23 protein-coding genes are annotated in these 24,126 nt (G+C 62.7%); 11 read left to right on the forward strand and 12 right to left on the reverse strand.

Going from position 1 to position 24,126, the window contains the following annotated elements:
- Positions 1–609, reverse strand: a complete 609-nt coding sequence (locus tag ACQ4MJ_RS16380; protein WP_121422416.1) for a PilN domain-containing protein — start codon at positions 607–609, stop codon at positions 1–3.
- Positions 606–1,685 (reverse strand): pilus assembly protein PilM, encoded by a 1,080-nt coding sequence (locus ACQ4MJ_RS16385; RefSeq protein WP_121422415.1) that lies wholly within the window; start codon positions 1,683–1,685, stop codon positions 606–608. The genes ACQ4MJ_RS16380 and ACQ4MJ_RS16385 overlap by 4 nt, the downstream gene beginning before the upstream one ends.
- 268 nt (positions 1,686–1,953) lie before the next feature.
- Here ACQ4MJ_RS16385 and ACQ4MJ_RS16390 point away from each other — a divergent pair, with 268 nt between their 5' ends.
- Complete coding sequence (locus ACQ4MJ_RS16390) at positions 1,954–4,347, forward strand: penicillin-binding protein 1A (protein WP_431151952.1); 2,394 nt, start codon at positions 1,954–1,956, stop codon at positions 4,345–4,347.
- 58 nt (positions 4,348–4,405) lie between these two features.
- Here the strand turns inward: ACQ4MJ_RS16390 and cyaY are convergent, their stop codons facing one another.
- Complete coding sequence (gene cyaY / locus ACQ4MJ_RS16395) at positions 4,406–4,735, reverse strand: iron donor protein CyaY (protein ID WP_431151951.1); 330 nt, start codon at positions 4,733–4,735, stop codon at positions 4,406–4,408.
- 12 nt (positions 4,736–4,747) lie between these two features.
- Here cyaY and lptM point away from each other — a divergent pair, with 12 nt between their 5' ends.
- The gene (lptM, locus tag ACQ4MJ_RS16400) at positions 4,748–4,957 is read left to right on the forward strand and encodes an LPS translocon maturation chaperone LptM (RefSeq protein WP_431151950.1); all 210 of its coding nucleotides are present in this window, start codon (positions 4,748–4,750) and stop codon (positions 4,955–4,957) included.
- Positions 4,958–5,081: 124 nt separating this feature from the next.
- Positions 5,082–5,900 carry an MBL fold metallo-hydrolase gene (locus ACQ4MJ_RS16405; RefSeq protein ID WP_218298730.1) on the forward strand — a complete coding sequence of 273 codons (819 nt, stop codon included), beginning with the start codon at positions 5,082–5,084 and terminating at the stop codon, positions 5,898–5,900.
- Positions 5,901–6,000: 100 nt separating this feature from the next.
- Here ACQ4MJ_RS16405 and ACQ4MJ_RS16410 read toward each other — a convergent pair whose 3' ends face one another.
- The 5 genes from ACQ4MJ_RS16410 to ACQ4MJ_RS16430 form a co-directional block, all read right to left on the reverse strand.
- On the reverse strand, positions 6,001–6,654 hold the full coding sequence (locus tag ACQ4MJ_RS16410) for a sulfite oxidase heme-binding subunit YedZ (protein WP_431151949.1): 654 nt from the start codon (positions 6,652–6,654) through the stop codon (positions 6,001–6,003).
- Positions 6,655–6,720: 66 nt separating this feature from the next.
- A complete protein-coding gene (msrP, locus tag ACQ4MJ_RS16415; RefSeq protein WP_055399284.1) occupies positions 6,721–7,725 on the reverse strand; it encodes a protein-methionine-sulfoxide reductase catalytic subunit MsrP in 1,005 nt (334 codons plus the stop codon).
- Between the two features lie 145 nt (positions 7,726–7,870).
- Positions 7,871–9,220 (reverse strand): c-type cytochrome biogenesis protein CcsB, encoded by a 1,350-nt coding sequence (gene ccsB / locus ACQ4MJ_RS16420; RefSeq protein WP_121507460.1) that lies wholly within the window; start codon positions 9,218–9,220, stop codon positions 7,871–7,873.
- Positions 9,217–11,370: a cytochrome c biogenesis protein ResB gene (locus ACQ4MJ_RS16425; protein WP_431151948.1), complete on the reverse strand. Its 2,154-nt coding sequence runs from the start codon at positions 11,368–11,370 to the stop codon at positions 9,217–9,219. Before ACQ4MJ_RS16425 ends, ccsB begins: the two co-directional genes overlap by 4 nt.
- Positions 11,371–11,529: 159 nt before the next feature.
- Entirely contained in the window at positions 11,530–12,159 is a 630-nt protein-coding gene (locus ACQ4MJ_RS16430; RefSeq protein ID WP_055399289.1) for a c-type cytochrome, read from the reverse strand.
- Between the two features lie 72 nt (positions 12,160–12,231).
- Here ACQ4MJ_RS16430 and yihA point away from each other — a divergent pair, with 72 nt between their 5' ends.
- Positions 12,232–12,987 carry a ribosome biogenesis GTP-binding protein YihA/YsxC gene (gene yihA / locus ACQ4MJ_RS16435; protein WP_055399291.1) on the forward strand — a complete coding sequence of 252 codons (756 nt, stop codon included), beginning with the start codon at positions 12,232–12,234 and terminating at the stop codon, positions 12,985–12,987.
- A 50-nt stretch (positions 12,988–13,037) separates the two neighbouring features.
- Positions 13,038–13,943, forward strand: coding sequence for an alpha/beta fold hydrolase (locus ACQ4MJ_RS16440; RefSeq protein ID WP_431151947.1), 906 nt, complete (start codon positions 13,038–13,040; stop codon positions 13,941–13,943).
- Positions 13,944–13,995: 52 nt separating this feature from the next.
- Here the strand turns inward: ACQ4MJ_RS16440 and ACQ4MJ_RS16445 are convergent, their stop codons facing one another.
- Both ACQ4MJ_RS16445 and ACQ4MJ_RS16450 read right to left on the reverse strand, forming a co-directional pair.
- Positions 13,996–14,865: a lysophospholipid acyltransferase family protein gene (locus tag ACQ4MJ_RS16445; RefSeq protein ID WP_055399296.1), complete on the reverse strand. Its 870-nt coding sequence runs from the start codon at positions 14,863–14,865 to the stop codon at positions 13,996–13,998.
- Positions 14,862–15,716 (reverse strand): lysophospholipid acyltransferase family protein, encoded by an 855-nt coding sequence (locus tag ACQ4MJ_RS16450; RefSeq protein ID WP_055399298.1) that lies wholly within the window; start codon positions 15,714–15,716, stop codon positions 14,862–14,864. Before ACQ4MJ_RS16450 ends, ACQ4MJ_RS16445 begins: the two co-directional genes overlap by 4 nt.
- A gap of 132 nt (positions 15,717–15,848) precedes the next feature.
- Here ACQ4MJ_RS16450 and metK point away from each other — a divergent pair, with 132 nt between their 5' ends.
- The 3 genes from metK to ACQ4MJ_RS16465 all read left to right on the forward strand — a co-directional run bounded on the left by metK (position 15,849) and on the right by ACQ4MJ_RS16465 (position 18,007).
- Positions 15,849–17,030: a methionine adenosyltransferase gene (metK, locus tag ACQ4MJ_RS16455; RefSeq protein ID WP_056060126.1), complete on the forward strand. Its 1,182-nt coding sequence runs from the start codon at positions 15,849–15,851 to the stop codon at positions 17,028–17,030.
- A gap of 285 nt (positions 17,031–17,315) precedes the next feature.
- Positions 17,316–17,501: a DUF1328 domain-containing protein gene (locus tag ACQ4MJ_RS16460; RefSeq protein WP_055399302.1), complete on the forward strand. Its 186-nt coding sequence runs from the start codon at positions 17,316–17,318 to the stop codon at positions 17,499–17,501.
- Between the two features lie 47 nt (positions 17,502–17,548).
- Complete coding sequence (locus tag ACQ4MJ_RS16465) at positions 17,549–18,007, forward strand: hemerythrin domain-containing protein (RefSeq protein WP_099731133.1); 459 nt, start codon at positions 17,549–17,551, stop codon at positions 18,005–18,007.
- 34 nt (positions 18,008–18,041) lie between these two features.
- Here ACQ4MJ_RS16465 and ACQ4MJ_RS16470 read toward each other — a convergent pair whose 3' ends face one another.
- A complete protein-coding gene (locus tag ACQ4MJ_RS16470; protein ID WP_055399306.1) occupies positions 18,042–19,283 on the reverse strand; it encodes a diguanylate cyclase in 1,242 nt (413 codons plus the stop codon).
- A gap of 159 nt (positions 19,284–19,442) precedes the next feature.
- Positions 19,443–20,114, reverse strand: coding sequence for an NUDIX hydrolase (locus ACQ4MJ_RS16475; RefSeq protein WP_055399308.1), 672 nt, complete (start codon positions 20,112–20,114; stop codon positions 19,443–19,445).
- A gap of 164 nt (positions 20,115–20,278) precedes the next feature.
- Between ACQ4MJ_RS16475 and ACQ4MJ_RS16480 the strand changes: the two genes are divergently transcribed.
- Genes ACQ4MJ_RS16480 through ACQ4MJ_RS16490 form a run of 3 tightly spaced genes read left to right on the forward strand, consistent with a single transcriptional unit; the run spans position 20,279 to position 24,081 of the window.
- The gene (locus tag ACQ4MJ_RS16480; protein WP_431151945.1) at positions 20,279–21,136 is read left to right on the forward strand and encodes a cysteine hydrolase; all 858 of its coding nucleotides are present in this window, start codon (positions 20,279–20,281) and stop codon (positions 21,134–21,136) included.
- Between the two features lie 46 nt (positions 21,137–21,182).
- Positions 21,183–22,376, forward strand: a complete 1,194-nt coding sequence (gene pncB / locus ACQ4MJ_RS16485) for a nicotinate phosphoribosyltransferase (protein ID WP_431151944.1) — start codon at positions 21,183–21,185, stop codon at positions 22,374–22,376.
- A 4-nt stretch (positions 22,377–22,380) separates the two neighbouring features.
- The gene (locus ACQ4MJ_RS16490; protein ID WP_431151943.1) at positions 22,381–24,081 is read left to right on the forward strand and encodes an NAD+ synthase; all 1,701 of its coding nucleotides are present in this window, start codon (positions 22,381–22,383) and stop codon (positions 24,079–24,081) included.
- Positions 24,082–24,126 lie beyond the last annotated feature (45 nt).

The following is a 24,126-nucleotide window of genomic DNA, read 5'->3' on the forward strand; positions in this document are numbered from 1 at the left end:
TTATTTTCCAATCGCGGCGCTAGCCGAGTCTTTGGCTTTTTGCGCTTCACCCGTACGCATCAGACGGAATCGCAAATTAAACGTGGACACTCGCCGCTGGTCTCTGGACGACAAAGCAATATTGCTCGCCACAATTTCCACCAACTCCGGCTTTGACAGCCAAGGAGTGTTATCGGTCAAATTGCGAAGCATTTCAGAAACACGCTCATTAGATTGGGCAACCCCTTGCATAGCGATTACTTGCTCGGTTTGCTTAATGCTTGTCACATACGCGCCTTCTGGTATCTGACGCACAAGCTCATTGAGCAAGTGAACAGGGAGATTTCGATCTGACTGAAGATCTTCCACAGCCTTCTGTCTAGCCCGCAAAGCCGCAATTTCGTCTTCTATAGTGGCAATTTCCTTGATTTGTTCTTCAAGGACCTTAATTTCACTCTGAAGAAAAGCATTTCGCTCTTGCTGGGCGGTGATCATCATTTGAAACCACCAATACACGGCGCCAGCGATTGCCAGACCAATCAGAAATGATGCAAACATCGTCGCCTGAAAGGCTTCCTTCCGACGTTTGCGCGCAGCTTCCCGGTGCGGAAGTAAATTGATTAGAATCACTGCAGGAACCTCCGCATGGCCAGACCGCACGAGGTCAGATAGGACGGCGCCTCACGCACCATTTTTTTCAAACGAACGGAACTTCCGATTTCCATACCGTCAAAAGGATTGACTGCGCTGCACGCAAAGCCGGTCTGCTGGGTAACAGCCTCTGTCAGGCCTGGCAGTGGCGCGGAGCCACCCGCAAGCATGATGTGATCAACACGGTTATGGGGTGTACTGGTGAAGAAAAACTGCAAAGCTCGGCCGATCTCCTGGGCCATGCTGTCTACAAACGGCCGCAGCACAGCCGCTTGGTAGTCTTCTGGGAGGTCGCCATTTCGCTTTTTACTTTCCGCCTCTTCCACTGAGAAACCGTATTGACGGACGATCAATTGGGTCAGCTGCGCTCCTCCAAAAGCTTGGTCCCGGTCATAAAGAACTTCCTCGTTGCGGATAACCTGCATGCTGGTGGTAAGTGCTCCCACCTCAAAAAGCGCAACCATTGCGTCGACGCCTTTCTTGGGCAAGGCCTCAATGAGACGCCCCGCAGCCAATCGGGAGGCATGGGATTCAATGTCCACCACCACGGGCTTGAGGCCTGCAGCCTCTGCCAAACCCTGACGGTCTTGGACCTTCTCTCGCCGAGATGCGGCAATGAGAACATCGACATCCCCCGGCGCATTTTTGCTGGGGCCGATGACGCAGAAGTCCAAACTCACTTCGTCGAGCGAGAAAGGAATGTACTGATTGGCCTCCGACTCGACTTGAACCTCAAGCTCTTGTTCTGTCATGCCCCCTGGCAGCGTGATCTTCTTGGTGATGACGGCCGATGGCGGCAGTGCCAAGGCGACGTTCTTCGTGCGCGTTCCACTTTTTTTGACTAGGCGGCGCAGTGCGTCCGCAACTTCGTCGAATTTTTCGATGTTGCCATCCGTGATCCAGCCACGCTCCAGCGGTTCGATCGCGCAACGCTCCAGAACCAAGCCGCCTGCCTTATCGCGTCCAAGCTCCACCAGTTTGACACTGGAGGAACTGATGTCGATTCCCAGCAGCGGCGGAGACTGGCGACTGAACAAAGACCCCATTGAGCTCAAGATTGGTCCCCTGTAACTTGCCAAAATGAGGCAACAAAACTTAACACTTCACATGAATGCTATCAGTAAGATAGTTCTCCAGCAAAGATTTTTCCCCGCGTAACACTTGCGGAGCGTTGCCAAAAGCAGACGAATTTAGCCGCCCTTGCAACACCGTTTGGCAACGATGACGCACCTTTGGGCAGACGGGCACGGGCCGGGCATTGTGATTTTCAGTGGGGTGCAGCGGACATTTTTATAATGGGCCGTCTTACCCCTCCGGAGCGATATGCCGCCCTCTTCATCGAAGTCCTCTGACAAGCAGGACTCTCCTTCCGCTCCCTCCCGCCCCACTTGGCTCCGTTGGCTGGTGCGCGCCACTCTTTGGATGGTGGGCCTGGCGACTGCGGCCGCCGTGGGATTGGCTCTGACCATTGCAGTGGCGCTGGCGGTGGCCTATCCGAACCTGCCGGACATCTCTGATCTCGCTGACTATCGCCCCAAGTTGCCTTTGCGCGTTTACTCTGCCGAAGGCGCTTTGCTGGGCGAATTCGGCGAGGAGCGCCGCAACCTCACCCCCATTGGTGAAATCCCGAAGGTCATGAAGGACGCGGTATTGGCCATTGAAGATGCCCGCTTCTTTCAGCATGGCGGCGTTGACTACAAAGGCGTAATTCGCGCAGCCTTGGCTAATCTTGGCCGGGTAAAAAGCCAGGGCGCCTCTACTATCACAATGCAGGTGGCGCGGAATGTTTACCTCTCGTCAGAGAAAACATTTACACGCAAAATTTACGAAATCTTACTGACATTCAAACTCGAGCATTTACTGACCAAAGATCAGATTCTTGAGATTTACATGAATCAGATTTATTTGGGCAATCGTGCCTATGGATTCGCTGCGGCGTCAGAAGCCTATTTTGGCAAGCCCCTGAAATCTGTGTCCGTGGCTGAGGCGGCCATGCTTGCAGGTCTGCCCAAAGCGCCCTCTGCGTACAACCCCATCAGCAACCCCAAGCGGGCTCGCTCCAGGCAGCTTTACATCATTGAGCGCATGGAGGAAAACGGCTTCATCACCGCCGAGCAGGCGACAGATGCCAAGAAAGAAGAACTCAAGATCCGTACCGGCCCGGACAGTACCCGGATTCATGCAGAGTACGTGGCCGAGATGGCGCGCCAGCTGATCTTCACGCAGTATGGCAACGAAGCCTACACACGCGGACTCAACGTCTACACGACACTTAACGCTGCGGAACAAGAGGCTGCGTACGCGGCGCTGCGCCGAGGCATCATGGACTACGAGCGGCGCCAGCAGTACCGAGGACCGGAAAAGTTTGTGGTGCTGCCGACGGCGGCCCAGGAGGTCGAAGACGCCATTGACGACGCGCTGGCCAACCACCCGGACAACGGCGACGTCCTTTCTGCAGTGGTTCTGGAGGCCTCGCCTCGCAAGATCGTTGCAGCCCGCGCGAACGGCGACACACTGGAAATCACCGGCGATGGACTGAAGCCCGCACAGTCCGGCCTGAGTGACAAGGCCGCGCCCAACATCAAGATCCGCCGTGGAGCAGTGATCCGGGTGGTGAAAACACCCAAGAACGCCTGGGAAATTACACAGCTGCCCGAAGTCGAAGGCGCCCTGGTGGCACTGGACCCGCGCACTGGAGCCATCCGGGCGCTGGTCGGCGGATTTGATTTCGACAAGAACAAGTTCAACCACGCCGCACAGGCATGGCGCCAACCCGGGTCGAGCTTCAAACCCTTCATCTACTCTGCGGCACTGGAGAAAGGGTTCACGCCCGCAACGGTCATCAACGACGCCCCTCTGTTCTTTGATGCAGGGGTGACCGGTGGCCAACCATGGGAGCCCAAGAACTACGATGGCAAGTACGACGGCCCCATGAGCATGCGCACGGGACTGGCCAAGTCCAAGAACATGATCTCGATCCGCATCTTGCAGGCCGTCGGGCCGAAGACCGCGCAGGAGTGGGTATCCCGCTTTGGCTTCGATGCTGAAAAGCACCCGGCCTACCTCACCATGGCATTGGGCGCGGGCTCCGTCACACCCCTGCAAATGGCTACGGCCTATTCCGTCTTTGCCAACGGCGGATACCGCGTGAACCCCTGGCTGATCACCAAGGTCACCGACCACAAGGGTCGCGTCATCTCTGAAACGACTCCGCCGGTCACCAGCGAACAACCGCGCGCCATTGATGCCCGCAACGCCTTCGTGATGAACAGCTTGCTGCAAGAGGTCACGCGCTCCGGTACCGCAGCGCGGGCGCAAGCAACTCTGAAGCGGCCAGACCTCTACGGAAAAACCGGGACCACCAACGATTCTGTGGACGCATGGTTTGCCGGATACCAACCCACGATCGCTGCAGTGACCTGGATTGGCTACGACACGCCGCGTAACCTGGGAAGCCGCGAAACAGGGGGCGGCCTCAGCCTGCCGGTATGGATCAATTTCATGGAACGTGCACTCAAGGGTGTCCCCGTCATGGAGCCCACAGTGCCCGCTGGCGTGGTCAATGTCGGCGGGGAATGGTTCTACGACGAGTACGCGCGCAACAGCGGTATTCCAAGTGTGGGTCTCGATGACCGATCCGCATCACCTGCTGTGGCTCCACAAGCGCCACCGCCCACCGAAGAGCGGAACCGCATCCTGGACCTGTTCCGCAACTGATGGCGTTGCGGATGCTCTTCCATCTACCTGAGAGACGTGAGCCACCCAGGAGGGTGGCTCACGCTGAAAACTGCAGTGGCAAACCCGCTTGGGCGGCTGCGTCGCGGCTCAGGCACTCAAAGAACTCGCCTGCTCCTTTGGTGTCCTGCCAGGCTTGGCCGTCAAACCGATAGTGGTAACCACCGGACCGCGCGGCCATCCACACCTCGTGCAGAGGTCTTTGCAGATTGATGACGATCTGGCTGCGGTTGGGGAACGTCAATGTCACCATGCCCCCGGAGCGCTGGGCGTCCACATCGGCATCGGTCGCATCGTTGATGCGATCGCAGCTGCGCTCGACGGCAAGCAGCAGTTTTTCGGCGTGGTCCATGAATTCGAGGTCGGTCATTACAATTTACGCATGTTGAAAGCTTCCCAAATTCTAGTCAGGACGCTTGTCCTTGCTGCCAGTGCGGCAGCCCTTGCAGGTTGCGGTCAACGGGGCCCCCTGTATTTGCCCAGCAGTCCGGCAGCTGCGCAGCGTGCGACCCTGCCCCAGACCTTGACCCCCGGCGTCGGTACCGCCAGCCCTGCGCAGCCCCCCGCAGCCGTAGCGTCAGCGCCGCGCTGAAAAGCGGCAGAAGGACCGGGACAACGGTTCTGATCACCAATACCACCAGGGCACTTGATTTCTATCAAGGACGTCTCAGAGGGTCAATCGTACAGTTCGTGCTTTATTGCACCGCAGGATGGCCATGGCCCTCGAACTCTACCGCGACAAGAACCATGCTTGTCTGATGTTCACCGACCTCATCGAAGAAGACGGTCAGGCCGTTCAGGCCAACCAGTTTCTGATCGTGGACGACGACACCGGCGCCATCATCGACCCCGGTGGCAACCTGGCCTTCAACGAGCTGTTCATGGGGATGACCAAGCACTTCCCACCGCACAAGCTGTCGTACCTGATCGCTTCGCATGCAGACCCAGACATCATTGCCTCGCTGGATCGCTGGATGACCAGCACCAAGGCCGACCTGGTGATCTCACGCGTCTGGGAACGTTTTGCGCCCCACTTCACCAAGGTAGGCAAGACGGAAAATCGCGTCATCGGTGTGCCCGACAGTGGCGGACATCTGCCCCTGGGCCGCCATGAACTGGTGCTGCTGCCTGCGCACTTCATGCACTCCGAGGGCAACTTTCACTTCTACGACCCGGTCAGCCGCATCCTGTTCACCGGCGACCTGGGGGTGTCGATGATGTCGGGCGCCGAGGCTCGTGTGCCAGTGACCGACCTCCAGGCCCACATCCCGCGCATGGAGGGATTTCACCGCCGCTATATGGTGTCCAACAAGATCCTGCGGCTGTGGGTCCGCATGGCACGGCAACTGGATATCGCCATGCTGGTGCCACAGCATGGCGCGCCCATCATGGGCAAGCAGGCGATCAGCGATTTCTTCAGCTGGATCGAGAACCTCATGTGTGGCATCGACCTGTTTGACGATCGGGCCTACCAGATTCCCACCGGTTACATCGATCCTGTGACCCGGCAGATGCGCGCGGCACCGGCGCGGTAGCCACAGGTCTTGGAATTTCAGGCTAAATTTGCTGCTGGCGCTTTACCATCAAGCGCCAGCAGCTATTATTTATATAGCAAATAATTCCACAAGCACAGCGCTACGACGTGCGGGCGGCTTGGGATGCCTTGGCCCCCGCCGTACCCTGGGTTGGCCGACGCTTGCGCAGCCGGTGCCACAGCCGCCAGCCCAGCAAAGCTGACAAAACCGCCGCATACACCGCCACCTCGCCAAAATCATTCTTGCCAGCGCGCATCCAGAAGAAGTGCAGGATGGCCAGGCCCGCCACTGCGTATACGCTGCGGTGCAGCGCCTGCCAGCGCTTTGCGCCCAATGCCTTGATCGCGCGGTTGAACGATGTGGCGGCTAGCAGCGTGAGCACCAGCAGCGCCAGAGACCCGACCAGGATGAACGGCCGCTTGATGATGTCGCGCACGATGTCGGTCCCATCAAAACCCATGTCGAACCAGGCGTAGCTCAGCAGGTGCAGCAGGCCGTAGAAAAACACGAACAGGCCCAGCATGCGCCGAAAGCGCGCAAGCTGGGGCGTGGAAGTCATCACGCGCAGCGGCGTAACGGCCAGCACTAGGCAGAGCGCGCGCAGCGTCCAGTCGCCCGTGGCGCGGATCAGGGCCTCGGCCGGATTGGCGCCCAGCTGATTGGCCGCCGCAGCGTAGACCAGCCATGCCAGCGGAAGCAGGCACAGTGCAAAGACCACGGGCTTGGCTGCAGGATGGAGCAAGAGTTTGCGCATGGTGTTCCGCGCCCCTCTTCTGCCGCTTTAACTACACGCTAGGCGGAGAAAAAAGGCGAATGAAGATCAGTAGAACTTCTTGAGGTCCATGCCCGCGTACAGCTGCCCCACCTGGGCTTCATAGCCGTTGAACATGAGCGTCTTGCGCTTTTTGGCAAACAGGCCATCTTCGCCAATGCGTCGCTCGGTGGCTTGGCTCCAGCGAGGGTGGTCCACCTCAGGGTTCACGTTTGAGTAAAAGCCGTATTCCTGCTTGGCCGCCTTGTTCCATGCCGTACCGGGTTCTTTCTCGACAAAGCGGATCTTGACAATGCTCTTGGCGCTCTTGAAGCCGTACTTCCACGGCACCACCAGGCGAACAGGCGCCCCGTTCTGGTTGGGCAGCACTTCGCCATACATGCCAAAAGCCAGCAGAGTGAGAGGGTTCATTGCCTCGTCCATGCGCAGGCCTTCCACATAGGGCCAGTCGAGCACGCGCGATCCGACAAAAGGCATGGTGGCCTTGTCGGCCAGCGTCACAAATTCCACATACTTGGCGCTGCCCTGGGGCTCCACACGCTTGATCAGTTCGGCCAGCGAATAACCCACCCAGGGGATGACCATGGACCAGCCTTCCACGCAGCGCAGACGGTAGATGCGCTCTTCCTGCGCGCTGAGCTTGATCAGGTCTTCGATGCCGTATTTACCCGGCTTCTTGACCAGCCCTTCCACTTCCACCGTCCAGGGCGTGGTCTTGAGTGTGTGGGCGTTGCGCGCGGGGTCGGCCTTGTCGGTGCCGAATTCGTAGAAGTTGTTGTAGGTACTCGCGTCTTTGTAGTCAGTGAGCTTTTCCATCGTGACCGCGCCCGCCACGGTGGACTTGGCACCCGCCAGCGCAGCCAGCTTGTTGGGCCGCACCACCTGCGCCTGCTGCGCCAGTGCCTCGCGGCCGGCCCAGGCCGCCATCGCGGCACCTGCAGCGCCGCCCGCCATGAGCTTGAGCATCTGGCGCCGGTCTTCGTAGACCGCGCGGGGGGTGATTTCGGAGGAGTGGGGGTGGTTGAAACCCGAATCGCGCGAAGGGATCAGCATGGAGAGGCTCCGGTCATGGTCTGGTGGAAACAGCTGCAGCAGTAGAGCAGCACAACTGTTAGTTCGTTCCCTAGACCGCGCAGGTTACACCGGAGACGCAATAGTTGTCGGCCCCACCCCGATGCCCGACTGAGCCTTCACCCCGTCACAGCGTGCCGTAGCTGTGCAAACCGCTCAGGAACATGTTCACCCCCAGAAACGCGAACGTGGTCACCGCCAGACCCACCAGCGCCCACCAGGCCGACACGGTGCCGCGCAGCCCCTTCATCAGTCGCATGTGCAACCAGGCGGCGTAGTTGAGCCAGACGATCAGCGCCCAGGTCTCCTTCGGATCCCAGCTCCAGTAGCCGCCCCAGGCCTCGGCCGCCCACAGCGCGCCGAGCACGGTAGCAATGGTGAAGAACGCAAAGCCCACGGCGATGGACTTGTACATCACGTCGTCCAGGATCTCAAACGAGGGGAGGCGCGCCGCGATGCGCTTGCGGCCCAGCAGGATGCCAGCCACGATGAAAGCCGAAATGCCGAAGTACACCATCCAGTAGCTGCCACCGTTCTCGGTCGCGCCTTGGCGGAACACGATGGGCTCGAAACACAGCACCACGCCCAGCAGCCACAGCGGCGCCAGCTTGTACCAGCGGGTTTCGGTGGCCTGCTGCTTGATGAGGTAGGCAAAGGCCACCATGGCGGCCAGCGCAAACGTGCCGTAGCCGATGAAGTTGGCGGGCACATGCAGCTTCATCCACCAGCTCTTGAGTGCAGGCACCAGGGGCTGGATCTCGTGCGCTTCGCGCACCACCGTGTACCAGAGCAGGAAGCCCACGGCGGCACTGACTACCAACATCACGAACCCGCCCAGTGCACGCGTGTCGTACTGCTGTTCGTAATACAGGTAGAACGCCGCCGTCATCCAGCAGAACAGCACAAACACTTCATACAGGTTGCTCACCGGGATGTGGCCGATGTCCGGGCCGATGAGGTAGCTTTCGTACCAGCGCACCAGCGTGCCGATGAGCGCCATGGCCACGGCCACCCAGGCAATGCGCGAGCCCAGCATGCTCATGGTGCGGCCCTCGCCGCGGGAGAACATGCCCACCCAGTAAAAGATGGTGCTCATGAAGAACAGCATGCTCATCCACAGGATGGCAGATTGGCTCGACAGGAAATACTTGAGGCCGAACACCGTATCGGCCCGCGCCAGACTACCCGCACCGTCTTGCTGGTACAGGCCGATGGCCAACAGCGCCACCGCAGCCACGATCAGCATCAGCGCGCGCAAGGGGCGCCAGAACCAGCCCAGCCAGATCGTGCACGGAATGGCACCCAGCAAAATACCTTTCTCGTAGACGTCCATGAAGGCGCCGTAGCGCTGCAACGCATACAGCCCGCCCACGGCCACGATGGCGGCAAACAGCCAGTCGAACCAGTTGCGGCGGGCAAAAAAACCCTCGTTCAGGGTGATCGTGGTGGCCGTGGAGGAAGAAGTCGCGGTATTCATGCGGTGCCTTCGCGGGGCGATGCCCCGATCAGTTTTTGTGCGAGCTGGACAAACTCCTGGTCGCCGTCCATGGTCTTGCGGTTGGTGGACAGGGCCATGGTGGCATGGGTACGCCCGTCCTGTGGCGCTACCCAGACCCAGACGCGCCGTTCGCGCACGTAGAGCATGGCAAAAACGCCCAGGATCAGCAAGGCACATCCCAGATAGACAACATTCTTGCCAGGGGCTCGCGCCACCTGGAAAACACTGGCCTGTACCTGGGTGAAGTCCTTGAGTTCAAACGCCAGCGGTGCGGGGTAGATCTGCGCGTCGCTGAGCGAGAGCACGGCCTGCGTCATGAAGCCCTGCGTCTGGTCGTCCTGCGGAAGCGGCGGCAGGCCCGCACGCTGGCGCGACAACTGCGCCACCTCGAACAGCGTGCCGTTCAAAATGCGCACCAGCACCTCACCCGCCCGCGCGCGCTCGGCCTCGGGCACGTTGGCCTCCATGAAGTCGGACACAGCCTGCAGGCCACCAGTGGGCTTGCCATCGACCATGCCCTGGCCCGCGAACAGGGCCAAGGCCCGCAGTGCAGACTGCTGCAGCTGCTCGGCCAGATCCGGGCGCGAGGTGTCGATCGCCTGCGCCACATAGCGGCGCACGGCCTGCTCGCGCGCCGAGGGGTCGGCCAGGGTGGCCTTCATGCGAACGAAGCCGTCCATGCTGCCCTTGTCATCGGCTGGCACCCGCAGGTACCGGAATGGCTCTGCAGGGGTTTCGCGCACGCCCAGCAGAAACACCGGCACGCCATCGCCCGTGTCGACAGGCAGCATGTAGTTGTGGAACTCACGCGCCTGGCCCGCTGCGTCCCGAAGCTTGTAGCTCACGCTCGGGCCCACGTTGCGCAGTTCTTTTTTGGTGACGGTCTTGTTGGCAGCGCCCAGGCGGGATTCCACCGACTCGCGCAGGTCCACCTTGCGCACATCCACACCGCTGCCACCGGGGCCTGCACCCCCGAAGTTCTCGACATTGATGGTACGCAGTGCTGTGAACTCCAGCGTCAGCGTCTCGCTGCCCGGGCCGCCACCGTTGTTGGTCAGCTGGGTGGAATTTCCGACCACTCCTTCGACCTCAATGGGCTTGGCGCCTGCCACCATGGGCACGCCGCGCAGCTTGAGGTACGAGCCGCCGTCGTCAAAACTCGACTGGTAGATCTCGATGCCTTTGTAGCTGGCCGGGTGGTTCACCTCCACGCGCGCGGGCGTCTTCTCGCCCGTTGCCTTGTCGTGGATGATGATCTCGCTGGCAAACAGCTTGGGCATGCCGGTGGAGTAGTGCTCCACGATGAACTTCTTGAGTTCGATGGCAAACGGCAGGTCCTGCAACAGCACGCCGTCGGATTGATTCAGGATGGCTGTGCTCGACTGTGTGCCCTCAGCCACCAGCAGGTTGCCCCGAAAGGTGGGGTTGCGCTCGGAAAGCCGGTGCTCGGGCTTCACATCGGCAATCAGGCCGCCGCCCTGGTACGGTGTCTTGCCCCCCAGCAACATCTGGGCGCGCACGATGAGATCTCCGTCCAGCAGACCGCCCACACACACCAGCACGATGGCGCTGTGCGCGGCGATGTAGCCCAGCTTGTTGGCAGCACCCGCCTTGGCCGCCACCATCCAGCCAGTGCCGGGGCCAGAGGTGGTGTCGCGCTGCTGCAGGCGCACCTTCCACCCGCCACCGGCCAGCAGGGTGCCAATGCGGCGCGCCTCGACCTCGGCAGAACCGCTAAGCGTTGCCTCGGCCTTGTGGTGAAAGGCCTTCAGGCTTTGTTCGCGGATGTTTTCCTTGTAGACCTTGAGGTCGATGAGGATCTTGGGTGTATTGCGGACGATGCACAGCGATGTGCTGATCACCAGAAACGCCAGGATCAGCAAGAACCACCAGGCGCTGTAGACGGCATTGAGCTGGATGGCGCCAAACAACTTCGCCCAGAAAGGACCGAACTGGTTGACGTAGTTGACCGCCGGCTCGTGCTGCTTGAGCACCGTGCCGATCACCGAGGCAATGCAGATCACCGTCAGCAGCGAGATCGCGAACCGCATGGAGGACAGCAGCTCGATCCCGGCGCGCCAGGCCTGGGAACCAGACTGGATGCGAAGGCCTTGGGTGTTATCGGACATGGATGAAAAAGAAAGGAGACGGCGAGGAGGCGCGAGAGAAGGAAAGAAAAAGGGCGGGACCATCTGTGCGATGGGCCCGCCCGTTTTGGGATTGTTATTGGCGGTAGGTTCCGTGCAACCCGGTCTAGCGGGCCACAAGATTGACGAAAATCAAGTCAATCAGCGCAGGCCAGCGATGTAGTCCGCCACGGCCTTGATTTCCTTGTCGTTCAGCTTGGCCGCCACCTGCGTCATCTGGGTGCTGTTGGCACGCGAGCCATCGCGGAAGGTGTTGAGCTGGGCCACGGTGTAGTCAGCGTGCTGACCCGACAGGCGGGGGTACTGGGCAGGGATGCCTGCGCCATTGGGGCTGTGGCAGCCAGCGCAGGCAGCGATCTGGCGGTCGGCGATGCCGCCACGGTAGATGCGCTCCCCCAGGGAGACCAGGTTCTTGTCCTTGGCGAAACCGGGTTTGGCCGCCTTGGAAGCCACCCAGTACGAAATGTTCTTCATGTCCTCGTCCGACAGCGCGGTGGCGAAACCCTTCATGATGGCGTTGTTGCGCTTGCCGGACTTGAATTCCTGCAACTGCTTGACCAGGTATTCGGGGTGTTGCTGCGACAGCTTGGGGTTGGCCGCAATGGCCGAATTGCCATCGGCGCCATGGCAGGCAGCACACACTGCGGTGTAGCTGGCCTCGCCTTTGACGAGATCCGGCTTGGCCGCTTTGGGGGCATCGCCCGCCGCATAGGCCGAAAAAACAGGTGCTGCCAGTGCGGCAGCCGTCAGCAAAGAGGCGAGCAACTTCATATCGAGGGTCTGTGTTTATGTGCGCAAAACCTCGCGATTCTACAATGAGGCTCCCAAGCCTCCCAATATTCCATGACGACCTCTTCCACCGCGCCAGTTGCTGGCTCCCTTCCGCCCGCTCCCGACGCCAAGATCGCCATGGGGTGGATGCACACCGCCAGGTTCCTGACCACGGCCGCCCAGCTGCACCACCTGCCGCCCATCCACGTGCCCGAGATCGCTTTTGTGGGCCGCTCCAACGCGGGCAAATCCACCTGCATCAATACGCTCACACAGCAAAAGCAGCTGGCGTTCGCCTCCAAACGGCCCGGGCGCACGCAGCACATCAACCTTTTCTCACTGGGCAAGCACGGTGCGACCGATGCGGTACTGGCCGATCTGCCCGGCTACGGCTACGCGAAGGTGTCGAGGTCCGACAAGGTGCGTTGGCAGCAGGTGATGGTCAATTACCTGGTGAGCCGCCCTGGGCTCACCGGCATCGTCTTGCTGTGTGACCCCCGGCTCGGGTTGACCGAGCTGGACGAGGCCCTGCTTGAAGTGCTGCGACCACGGGTCGAAGAAGGCCTGAAATTCCTGATCGTGCTGACCAAGGCGGACAAGCTCACACGCTCGGAGCAAGCCAAGATCCTGTCGATTACGCGACTGAACGCAGCCGGCGGAGAGGTGATGATGTTCTCGGCCCTCAAGAAACAAGGCGTGGACGAGGTGGCACAGCTGCTGTGGCAGTGGGCGCACCCGGTGCAAGCCTCGGGCGACGCAGCCGCAGCCCCTGCCCCCGCCGTTGAGCCCCCAGAGCTCGGTGATTCTGAGGATATTCAGTCAAATTAGGCCCTAGCGCTTATCCATCAAGCGCTACCAGCTATTAAATGCATAGCGCCATGATCCAGACCGTCTCCGCTCCCCTGCCCCACGGAACCACCCTGCACTGCCGCGTAAGCGGCGTGGCGGGCCGCCCTGTGCTGCTGTTTTTGCACGGCTTCCCCGAGGGTGCCTTCATCTGGGATGAGCTGCTGCTGCACTTTTCCCGCCCCGAAAACGGTGGCTACCACTGCGTGGCGCCCTACCTGCGCGGGTTTGGCCCCTCCAGCAGCCCCGCCGAAGTGGATGCCTACCGAGCCAAGCATCTGGTGCAGGACCTGGTGGCGCTGATTGCCCACGAATGCCCCGGCGGCGCGCTGGAATGCCTGGTGGCGCACGACTGGGGTGGCGCTGTGGCCTGGAACCTGGCCAACCAGCAGCCGCAGCTCATAAAGCGGCTGGCCATCATCAACTCCCCACACCCTGGCGCCTTTGTGCGGGAGCTGGCACACAACGCTGCGCAGCAGGCGGGCAGCCAGTACATGCACTTCCTGTGCAGGCCTGATGCCGAGGCCCTGCTGGCCGAGGACGACTTTCGCCGCCTGTTCGCATTTTTCAACGCCCCAGACGGCAGCGCCCCCGCGTGGCTGACCGAGAGCGTGCGCGCCCAGTACCGCGCGCTGTGGCAGCAGGGCCTGACGGGTGCCTGCAACTACTACCGCGCCAGCCCCCTGCGCCCACCCCGCGATGGTGACCCGGGCGCGCAAGCCATCACCCTGCCCGAATCCATGTTGACGGTGACAGTGCCCACGCTGGTCCTGTGGGGCATGGACGACCCGGCCCTGCTGCCCGGCCTGCTCGACGGCCTGCCGGGCTGGGTGCCGCAGCTGCAGCTGCGGCAGGTGGAGAAGGCCTCGCACTGGATCGTGCACGAGCACCCTGAGCGCGTGGCCCTGGAACTGCAGCGATTTTTGCAATCAAAATGATAGCTACCAGCGCTTGACAGATAGGCGCCAGATGCTGATTTGACTCAAATTTTCAGGCGTAAAAAGACGGTTCGCCTTCGGGCCGTGTCTTGAAACGCTTGTGCACCCAGTAGTACTGCTCGGGCATGGTGTTGATGACGGCCTGCAGTTCGTGGTTCATGCGCAGGGTGTCGGCCTCGGCATCGTCGGTGGGGTAATTCGCCCAGGCGGGCGAGACCTCGGCCACGTAGCCTGTGGGCGTCATGCGCGAATACACACCCACCACCTTGGCGCGTCCCAGCCGCGCAAACCGCGACAGCGACGGGATGGTGGCCGCCGTCACGCCATAGAACGGCACAAACACCGAATCATTGCGCCCGTAGTCCATGTCGGGCAGCAGGTACAGCAGGCCGCCCTTGCGCAGGTTGGCGATGATGGGTTTGACGCCGTCCGAGCGGTTGAGCATGCGCACGTCACCAAAACGCTGGCGCCCGGCCATGAACCAGCCGTCCACCGCCGGATCGGGGTGGGTGGCAAAAATGGACGTGAACGCTCGGCCCGAATGCAGCGGCAGCGCCAGGCCACCCGCGTCCATGCCATAGAAGTGCGGGGCAAACAGTATCGTGGGGGTGTCGCCGTCGAGCTCGTGCACGGCACCTCTGAGTTGCACGCGCCGCTCGACCACCTCGCGAGGCGCGGCCCAGAGCCAGCTGCGGTCCAGCCAGGTCTGGCAAAACACCACAAAACTGGCGCGCGCCACGGCGCGGCGGCGCGCCTCGGTCCAGTCCGGGAAACACAACTCCAGGTTGCGCAGCGCCACCTTGCGCCGAGGCGCCACCAGCACAAAGGCCACCTGCCCCAGCAGCCATCCCATGCCGCGCAGCACGGGCAGCGGCAGGTGCGCCAGCACCCGCATGAACCACACACCCAGGCGTCCCGTCATACCGCAGCTCCCGCAGCAGGCGCTGCCTCGGCGCGCGGCTGCTTGTAACGGGCATAGCCCCACAGGTATTGCTCGGGGCACTGGCGGATAAGGTGTTCCATGGCCTGGTTGATCTGCACAACGGCAACGTCCAACTGGTCCGACAGCGGTTGCGCCAGCGGCTCGAAATGGGTGACAAAACCACGGCCCCAGGGCAGCCGCTCGCAGCGCACCAGCACAACGGCAGCACCCGTCTGCTGCGCCAGGCGCACGGCCAGGGTCATGGTGTAGGCATCGCGGCCAAAAAACGGCGCCCAGAGGCCCTGCCCGTCCGGCGGGACCTGGTCGGGCAGCAGGCCCACGGCCTCACCCCGCCGCAGGGCCTTGATCATCTGGCGCACACCCGCCAGTGTGGTGGGCACGGCCAGCATGCCGGGCCGGTTGCGTGCGGTCTCCATCACCTTGGCCAGCCAGGCCTGGCGCGCGGGGCGGTACAGCACGGTGATGGGGCCGCGCTCCGCGCTCCAGCGGCGGGCCGCCGCCTGGGCCGACAGTTCGAAGCACCCCTGGTGCGGCGTGAGGTACAAAATGCCGCGCCCGGCCGCATACGCCTGCTCCACACAGGCCTCGCCTTCGATGCGGCAGGGCAGTGGCGCCCCCAGCCACAGGCGCGGCAGCTCGGCCACCATGCGGCCGGCATGGGCCACAGCGGCACGCACGTCGCCGAGCGAATACCCTGCCAGGGCCGAATTGGCCAGAAAGCGACGCCGGTACGTGGGCGACGCACAAAACGCAATCCAGCCCATGGCCGCGCCCATGATGTGCAGCAACCACAGTGGAAATACGGAAAAGAATCGAAAGACGACTGGCATTAAAATGACGGGGTCGCTGAGTTAAATGAGCAACTTGCAGGGCGACGTTAAAAAAATCTGCTAAAGCGTTCGCCAGATCTCCTTCGGGGTGAGGGCAACGCCCCAAATGCCGGAACACAGGAGTTTATTCAAATGGCGAACGACTTTCTCTTTACCTCGGAATCCGTCTCCGAAGGCCACCCCGACAAGGTGGCCGATCAGATCTCGGACGCGATTCTCGATGCAATCTTCAAGCAAGACCCCCGCAGCCGCGTCGCCGCCGAAACGCTGACCAACACTGGCCTCGTGGTGCTGGCGGGCGAGATCACCACCAACGCCCACGTGGACTACATCCAGGTGGCGCGCGACACCATCAAGCGCATCGGATACGACAACACCGACTACGGCATCGACTACAAGGGCTGCGCCGTGCTGGTGGCCTACGACAAGCAGTCCAACGACATCGCCCAGGGCGTGGACCACGCGAGCGACGATCACCTGAACACCGGCGCCGGCGACCAGGGCCTGATGTTCGGCTACGCCTGCGACGAAACGCCCGAGCTGATGCCCGCGCCCATCTATTACGCGCACCGCCTCGTCGAGCGCCAGGCCCAGCTGCGCAAGGACGGCCGCCTGCCGTTCCTGCGCCCCGATGCCAAGTCGCAAGTGACGATGCGCTACGTGGACGGCAAGCCCCACAGCATCGACACCGTGGTGCTCTCCACCCAGCACCACCCCGACCAGAGCGAAACGCAAACCAAGATGAAGGCCTCGTTCACCGAAGCCATCATTGAAGAGATCATCAAGCCCGTGCTGCCCAAGGAATGGCTGCAGAACACGCGCTACCTGATCAACCCCACGGGCCGCTTCGTCATCGGCGGCCCGCAAGGCGACTGCGGCCTGACCGGCCGCAAGATCATCGTGGACACCTACGGCGGTGCCTGCCCCCACGGCGGCGGCGCTTTCAGCGGCAAGGACCCAACGAAGGTGGACCGCTCGGCAGCCTACGCTGCCCGCTATGTGGCCAAGAACATCGTGGCCGCAGGCCTGGCGCGCCAGTGCCAGATCCAGGTGGCGTATGCCATCGGCGTGGCCGAGCCCATGAACATCACGGTGTACACGGAAGGCACGGGCGTGGTGTCGGACGAGCGTCTGGCAGCGCTGGTGCGTGAGCATTTCGACCTGCGCCCGAAGGGCATCATCCAGATGCTGGACCTGCTGCGCCCGATCTATGAGAAGACCGCAGCCTACGGCCACTTCGGCCGCGAAGAGCCCGAATTCAGCTGGGAGAAGACCGATAAAGCTGCTGCGCTGCGCGCTGCAGCCGGGCTGTAAAGCCCGCCGCGCGATAGCGCGGTTTTCGGTCTGCGGGCGAAGCTCATATCGCGTCAGCGATGTGAGCGCAGACCAAAAGACCGTCAGAGCCGTCCCACCTCCAAAGCCGCAACGCTCCGCGTTGCGGCTTTTCTTTTGACGCTTCACCACTGCCCGCCAGCGGCCCTCTCCTACACCCACCGCCCGCCCGCACTGACGGCGCTGCCGACGGCCCCTCGGTATCGTTCCTGCACACCCTTTCGCAGCCCCGCGCTGCCTGAACATCCACTGCAAGGAGCGACCACCATGCTGAAGTACGCCATCATTTTTGCCCTGATCTCCCTGGTCGCCGGCGCCCTGGGATTCAGCGGAGTCGCCGCAGGCGCGGCGGGTATCGCCAAGGTGCTGTTTGTGCTGTTCCTGGTGATTGCCGTGGTGTTTGTGGTGCTGGCCGTCATCGGCGTGGGTGCCGCGCGCAAGGTACTCAAGTAGCCCAACGCACCTTTGTCACAGCCCCACATTCCCCACACAGCCGCACTATGACCGACACCACCAATATCTTTGAAGCCCTGCGCGAGAGCCACGAACGCCAACGAGCGCTGTACACCGCACTCACCGACACCAGCGGAGACACCCCCGAGCGGCGCGAGCTGTTTGACCAGCTCAAGCAGGAACTGACGGCCCATGAACGGGCTGAGGAACGGCACTTCTATATTCCACTGATGGCGCACGACGCGGGCATCGACCTGTCCCGCCACGCCATTTCAGAGCACCACCAGCTCGATGAACTGCTGGAGTCACTGGAAGAGGCCGACCCGGCGAGCCCCAGCTGGCTGCCGCTGGCCAAGAAACTGGCGGAGAAGGTGGAACACCACCTCAAGGAAGAAGAACACCGCTTCTTCCAGATGGCTGGCAAGCTGCTGACGGAGAAGCAAAAAACCGCGCTGGCGGCGGACTACCGGGCTGACTATGAGGAGGCCAAGGCCGCCATGGCCTGAGCGTGCCGGGCTCGGCCCGGATACACGCAAGGGGTCATACGGACTCTTCGGCCTGCACCACGCAGTTGCGACCGCTGGACTTGGCCTTGTACAGCGCCGTGTCCGCGCGCTTGATCAGGGCGTGGCTGTCTTCCTTGTGGTCCCAGGTGGCCACGCCAAAACTGGCGCTGACATGGCCCACCGCGTCGAACGGCACGCCTGCAATGCGCGCGCGCACCGCCTCGGCCATTGCCATGGCGGCATCCACCGGGGTTTCCTTGAGCAGGATGATGAACTCCTCGCCCCCGAAACGCGCAGCGCAGTCGGACGACCGCAGCAGCTCGCGCACGCGCAGCGCCGTGCTCTTGAGCACCACATCGCCCGAGTCATGTCCAAAGGTATCGTTGATGCGTTTGAAAAAGTCGATGTCAAACATCACCACCGACAGACTGCCCTTCTTGATGCGGGTGTCGGCCATCTCGGTCTCCAGCCTCTCAAAGAAGCGGCGGCGGTTGACCAGGTCCGTCAGGAAGTCCTTGGTGGCCAGGTCTTCCAGCTTGCGGTTGAGCCGCGCCATGGGCTCGATCACCAGCGACGACAGCGACAGGTTGAGCCCGACGAAAAGCAGCACAAAACTACCCACCAGCGCCGCCATCACCGTGTTGAAGGTCTGACGCGCCTTCTCCAGCGGGAAGTACATCGGCACCTTCACCACCTGGATGCCCACCGTCTCGTTCATGCCCCAGCCAAAGCCGTTCTTGTCGCCATAGACCTTGAGCATGGTGGGCGGCGCCACGGCCGGTGTGCTGTGACAGGCCATGCATTGCGCCTGCTTGATGGTGATGGGGCGGGCCACGTACATGGCGCGGTGCATGCCCTCGCCCACCTCGCCGGTGACCTCTTTCTTGAGGTCGGCCCGGCCTTCGCGGAAGTCGCTGATGATGCGCTCCTCCCACTCGTTGGCACGGTCGCGCAGGTTGGTGGGGTTGAGCACCGCCTCCTTGTACTCATAGCCCGGAAACCGGTTCTGCAGGCGGCGCAGGGTTTCGGTGGCCGCGTAGGCAGGCACCGTCTGTGGCAGGAATTTCTCGGCCAGCGTCACATCCAGGTGGGGCTTGACCAGCTCTGTCGTGTAGTCGCGGATCGCCATGGCCGCGTGCATCATGATCTGCGAGTTGTGCTGCACCTCCTCGATGGCAGACTGCTGCAGAAAGCGGTGTACATAAACTCCCGCACCCGCCGCTGCCACCAGCAGCACGGCCGCCAGCACCAGGTTGAATTTGAGCCGCAAAGACATGGATTTCCCTCAGGTGCCAGCGTTGTGCCGGCTTGTTGTTGGTGGTGCAACGGCAGCCACCCTGGCCCGCGCGACGCACCCACCGTTCGTGGGACACAAAGTTTGCGTTTGTGCCAGATTTCCGTGCGGCGGTCCAATAGTTTGTGCGCTGCGCCCGCGCTACAGCCCGCGTGCGCTCAGCGACAGATTGCGCCGGTAGGCCGGGCGCACCCGGTACAGCTGCGCGGGGCGGTGGGCGCCTCCGCCTTGCAGCGCTCCCGGCACCGGCTCCAGCATGGCCAACTCGTCCATCTTGCGGCGAAAACTCACCTTGTTGACCGGCTCGCCCAGCACCGCCTCGTACACAGCCTGCAGCTGCGGCAGTGTGAACGGCTCGGCGCACAGGTGCACGGGCATGGACGAATACTGGCTTTTGCTGCGCACGCGGGCCACGGCGGCATCGACCATGGCACGGTGGTCAAAAGGCAGCGCAGGCAATTCGGCCACGGGTACCAGCGTTAGCGGTGCCTGCGCCAGCACCTCAGGCGGCACCAGGGCACAGTAAGCGACGGCCAGCGACCAGCCCCGGGGGTCGCGCACCGGGCCGGAGAAGGTGGCCAACTGCTCCAGGTACGGGCTCTGCAAGCCCGCCTTGTCGCGCAGCACCCGGGCCGCGCTGGCCTGGGCATCGGCATCTTCTTGCGCATGGATGTAGCCACCCGGCAGCGCCAGAGCCCCGGCAAACGGCGCGCGCTCACGGCGCAACAGGGCCACTTGCAACGCCCCTTGCTGCAAGGTCAGCAACACCACATCGACGGTACAGATCACAGTGGGCAAAGCGGATTCGGTCATGCGCCGAGTTTGTCACAAGCATGAACAAACCGGCACCCAGATCGCGAACCACATTCCCTAGCGCAAATTCTTTGAGACCAATACGAAACAAGTGCTTTCAACTTAGTTAGTTCATTTTTTTTACTAACAAGATTACACTGCATCCAACAACCCAGGAGAAGACCATGGCCCACAACATCCAGCTGCTGGTGATCGACCCCCAAAACGACTTCTGCGACCTGCCCATGGCCTGGCAACCCACCGATGTACTGACCGGCCAACGCACCGCACCCGCCCTGCCTGTGCCGGGTGCCCATGCCGACATGCAGCGCCTGGCCCAGTTCATCCGCAACCGGGGCGACCAGCTTGATGGGATCACCGTTACGCTCGATTCGCACCAGCGCTTTGATATCGCTCACCCTGGCTTCTGGCAGACCGGCGCGGGTGCCGATGTGGCGCCCTTCACCCCCATCACCGCCGCCCAGGTGCGCGCAGGCGACTACACACCGCGCGATACCACGGCCCTCCCCCGCACCTTGGGGTATCTGGACGCACTCGAAGCCCAGGGCCGCTACACGCTGATGGTGTGGCCCGTGCACTGCGAGGTGGGCAGCTGGGGCCATGGCATACACGCCGATGTGCTGGCCGCCTTTGGGGTCTGGCAGCTCCGGCGCCAGCGCGCGGTGCGCAATGTGTTCAAGGGCACCAACCCCTGGACGGAACACTACAGCGCCATCGAGGCCGAGGTGCCCGACGCGGACGACGAAAGCACCGCGCTGAACACCGCCCTGCTGCAGTCGCTGGGCCAGGCCGATGTGCTGCTGATTGCGGGCGAGGCCAGCAGCCACTGCGTGCGCTCGACCACCGAACACATCGTGCGGCACCTGCCCCGCCTGTTGCCCGGCTGGCAAGCCAGCCGCATCGTGCTGCTGACCGACGGGATGAGCCCCGTGGGCGGCTTCGAGGCGCAACACCGGGCGTTTCTGGACGCCATGCGCGCAGCCGGTGCACAGCTCGCCAATATGAATGAAATCAGGCTCTAGCGCTTATCTATCAAGCGCTAGCAGCTACCAATTTTGGAGCAACATCATGAACCCCGTCATCACCAGCCTGCTCGACACCGACCTCTACAAGTTCACGATGTGGCAGGCGCTGCTGCACCGCCACCCGCAAACCCAAAGCGAATATCGCTTTGTGTGCCGCAACACCCCGGCCTACCCGCTGGCCGAGCTGCTGCCCGAGGTGAACGCCGCGCTGGACCACCTGTGTACCCTGCGCTTCACGCAGGGCGAGCTGGCCTACGTGGGCGGGCTGCGCTACATCAAGAGCGACTTTGTGGACTTTCTGCGCATCTTCCAGTTCCAGCGCAGCTTCATCAGCGCCTGGGCCGACGGCGAGCAACTGCACATCGTGGCGCGTGGCCCGCAGGTGCATGTGATGGGCTTCGAGATCTTTGTGCTGGCCATCGTCAACGAGCTGTACTTCCGCCGTTTTGACGCGGCCCAGGCCCTCGCCAGCGGCCGCGCACGGCTGGCCGCCAAGGTGTTGCAGCTGCAGGCACTGGCGCAACAGGCCACGCTGCGCCACCCTTTCGAGCTGTTCGACTTTGGCCTGCGCCGCCGCTACAGCGGCGCCTGGCAGCGCGAGGTGGTGCAGACCTTTGCGACAGAGGCGCCGCAGTGGTTCAAGGGCACCAGCAACGTGCTGCTGGCGCGCGATTTGAACCTGGTGCCCATCGGCACCATGGCGCACGAGTATTTGCAGACCTACCAGGCCCTGGGCGTGCGGCTGCGCGACTTCCAAAAGGCCGCACTCGAAGACTGGGTGCAGGAATACCGGGGCGACCTGGGCATTGCGCTGACCGACACCGTGGGCATGGACGCCTTTCTCGCTGACTTTGACCTGTACTTCGCCAAGCTGTTCGACGGCCTGCGGCACGACTCAGGCGACCCGGTGGCCTGGGGCGAAAAAGCCCTCGCCCACTACATCCGGCTGCGCATCGACGCACACACCAAGCGGCTGGTGTTCTCCGACGGGCTCGACCTGGAACGCGCCCTCATGCTGTACCGCCACTTTGGCGACCGCACGCAGCTCGGGTTTGGCATCGGCACAAACCTCACCAACGACATGGGCGCGGACCACAAGCCGCTGAACATCGTGATGAAACTGGTGCGCGCCAACGGGCAGCCCGTGGCCAAGCTGTCGGACACGCCCGGCAAGACGCTGTGCGACGATGAAACCTACCTGGCCTATCTGCGTCAGGTGTTCAACGTGAAGGACTGACACCATGCTCCGCATCACCCTGGCCCAGCTCAACTTCACCGTCGGTGACATCGAAGGCAACGTGGCCCGCATGGTGGCCGCCGGGCAGCAGGCGGCGCGCGAACAGGCCGACCTCATCGTGTTCAGCGAGCTGTCGCTGTGCGGCTACTACCCCGGCGACATGCTGGAGGAAACCGGCTTTCAGCAACGCATCGAGGCTGGCCTGGCCATGCTGCAGCAAGCCTCCGCCGAGCTTCCGCAACTGCACTGGGTGGTGGGCGCGCCCACACCCGCGCGCGGCCCCGGCAAGCGCCTGCACAACAGCCTGCTGGTGCTGCAAGGCGGGGCTGTGCGCCTGCAGTACGCCAAGCAGCTGCTACCCACCTACAACATCTTCGACGAGCGCCGCCACTTCGAGCCCGGCCCGGACGTGGCCAAGGTGCTGCGTGTGGGCAGCACGCAGGTGGGCCTGCTGATCTGCGAAGACGGCTGGAACGACCACGGCGCCGACTACGCCACCAACCCCTTCGAGCGCATGCGCGATGCCGCGCCCGACCTGGTGGTGAGCATCAACGCCAGTCCCAGCCACACTGGAAAACGCGAGCAGCGCCACCAGATCTTTGCCGACGCCGCGCGCCGCCACGGCCTGCCGATCCTGTACGTGAATCAGATCGGTGGGCACGACCAGGTGGTGTACGACGGCGCATCGTTCGCGGCCGAGCCCGATGCGGGTGTCGTCTTTGAAGCGCAGCGGTTTGTGGAAGACGTGCGCACCCTCCAGTTCGACAACGGGCATTTTCTGAGCGCGGAAGGCGCACGCCCCGCCCCCGTGCCCGCACAGGGCCTGCCCACCATGGACTTCTACCGCCAACAGATCGTGCTGGGCCTGCGCGACTACGCGCGGCGCTGCGGCTTTACGCAGGTGGTGGTGGGCAGCTCGGGCGGCATCGACAGCGCGCTGACGCTCGCCTTGGCCGTGGAAGCGCTGGGTGCGGACAACGTGGTCGGCATCACCATGCCCTCGCGCTACTCCAGCAGCGGCTCGGTCGATGACTCGGTGGCGTTGTGCGACAACCTGGGCGTGCAGCTCTTCACACACCCGATTGCCGAGCTGGTGGCGGGCTACGCGCAGCAGTTCGAGGCCAGCTTTGGCAAACCGTTGGTGGGCCTGCCGCTCGAGAATCTGCAGGCGCGCATTCGCGGAACGGTGCTGATGGAATACTCCAACGCCTTCGGCCACCTGCTGCTCACCACGTGCAACAAGAGTGAAATCTCGGTAGGCTATTGCACGCTGTATGGCGACACCAATGGCGGCCTGGGCCTGATTGGCGACCTCTACAAGACGGAGGTGTTTGCCCTGTCGCGCCACGTCAACGAACACGCCGGGCGCGCGCTGATTCCGCAGGCCATCATCGACAAGGAGCCCTCTGCCGAGCTGGCCCCCGGCCAGCGCGATGTGGACAGCCTGCCGCCCTACCCCGTGCTCGACGAAGTGCTCAAGCTGCTGATCGAAGGCGACCGACTTTCTGCCGCGGAACACCAGGCGGCGCAGAATTTTGTGGCCCAGCTGCAAACCGACGACGCGGGCCGCGCCCTGGTGCAGCGCGTGCGCATGATGGTGGCGCGCAACGAATACAAGCGCCGTCAGGCCCCGCCCATCGTGCGCGTGCGGGCGCGGGCTTTTGGCAGCGGGCGGCAGATGCCGATTGCAGCGCGGTATGTGTGAAATCGGTCCACGGTAAAATCACTACTAAAACGATAGCTGCTAGCG

The sequence above is a fragment of the Acidovorax facilis genome, from assembly GCF_050626955.1.
In the GTDB taxonomy this organism is placed as follows: Bacteria; Pseudomonadota; Gammaproteobacteria; order Burkholderiales; family Burkholderiaceae_C; genus Acidovorax; species Acidovorax facilis.

What these genes read in the sequence shown, in the direction of transcription:
- cyaY (WP_431151951.1), bottom strand. Translation starts at nt 4,735, where the DNA reads ATGACCGACCTCGAATTCATGGACCACGCCGAAAAACTGCTGCTTGCC.
- ACQ4MJ_RS16410 (WP_431151949.1), bottom strand. Translation starts at nt 6,654, where the DNA reads ATGCGCAAACTCTTGCTCCATCCTGCAGCCAAGCCCGTGGTCTTTGCA.
- ACQ4MJ_RS16445 (WP_055399296.1), bottom strand. Translation starts at nt 14,865, where the DNA reads ATGACGGGACGCCTGGGTGTGTGGTTCATGCGGGTGCTGGCGCACCTG.
- lptM (WP_431151950.1), top strand. Translation starts at nt 4,748, where the DNA reads ATGTTGAAAGCTTCCCAAATTCTAGTCAGGACGCTTGTCCTTGCTGCC.
- ACQ4MJ_RS16475 (WP_055399308.1), bottom strand. Translation starts at nt 20,114, where the DNA reads ATGACCGAATCCGCTTTGCCCACTGTGATCTGTACCGTCGATGTGGTG.
- ACQ4MJ_RS16490 (WP_431151943.1), top strand. Translation starts at nt 22,381, where the DNA reads ATGCTCCGCATCACCCTGGCCCAGCTCAACTTCACCGTCGGTGACATC.
- ACQ4MJ_RS16460 (WP_055399302.1), top strand. Translation starts at nt 17,316, where the DNA reads ATGCTGAAGTACGCCATCATTTTTGCCCTGATCTCCCTGGTCGCCGGC.
- msrP (WP_055399284.1), bottom strand. Translation starts at nt 7,725, where the DNA reads ATGCTGATCCCTTCGCGCGATTCGGGTTTCAACCACCCCCACTCCTCC.
- ACQ4MJ_RS16470 (WP_055399306.1), bottom strand. Translation starts at nt 19,283, where the DNA reads ATGTCTTTGCGGCTCAAATTCAACCTGGTGCTGGCGGCCGTGCTGCTG.
- ACQ4MJ_RS16405 (WP_218298730.1), top strand. Translation starts at nt 5,082, where the DNA reads ATGGCCCTCGAACTCTACCGCGACAAGAACCATGCTTGTCTGATGTTC.
- ACQ4MJ_RS16425 (WP_431151948.1), bottom strand. Translation starts at nt 11,370, where the DNA reads ATGTCCGATAACACCCAAGGCCTTCGCATCCAGTCTGGTTCCCAGGCC.
- ACQ4MJ_RS16465 (WP_099731133.1), top strand. Translation starts at nt 17,549, where the DNA reads ATGACCGACACCACCAATATCTTTGAAGCCCTGCGCGAGAGCCACGAA.
- yihA (WP_055399291.1), top strand. Translation starts at nt 12,232, where the DNA reads ATGACGACCTCTTCCACCGCGCCAGTTGCTGGCTCCCTTCCGCCCGCT.
- ACQ4MJ_RS16440 (WP_431151947.1), top strand. Translation starts at nt 13,038, where the DNA reads ATGATCCAGACCGTCTCCGCTCCCCTGCCCCACGGAACCACCCTGCAC.
- ACQ4MJ_RS16390 (WP_431151952.1), top strand. Translation starts at nt 1,954, where the DNA reads ATGCCGCCCTCTTCATCGAAGTCCTCTGACAAGCAGGACTCTCCTTCC.
- ACQ4MJ_RS16430 (WP_055399289.1), bottom strand. Translation starts at nt 12,159, where the DNA reads ATGAAGTTGCTCGCCTCTTTGCTGACGGCTGCCGCACTGGCAGCACCT.
- ACQ4MJ_RS16480 (WP_431151945.1), top strand. Translation starts at nt 20,279, where the DNA reads ATGGCCCACAACATCCAGCTGCTGGTGATCGACCCCCAAAACGACTTC.
- ccsB (WP_121507460.1), bottom strand. Translation starts at nt 9,220, where the DNA reads ATGAATACCGCGACTTCTTCCTCCACGGCCACCACGATCACCCTGAAC.
- pncB (WP_431151944.1), top strand. Translation starts at nt 21,183, where the DNA reads ATGAACCCCGTCATCACCAGCCTGCTCGACACCGACCTCTACAAGTTC.
- ACQ4MJ_RS16450 (WP_055399298.1), bottom strand. Translation starts at nt 15,716, where the DNA reads ATGCCAGTCGTCTTTCGATTCTTTTCCGTATTTCCACTGTGGTTGCTG.
- metK (WP_056060126.1), top strand. Translation starts at nt 15,849, where the DNA reads ATGGCGAACGACTTTCTCTTTACCTCGGAATCCGTCTCCGAAGGCCAC.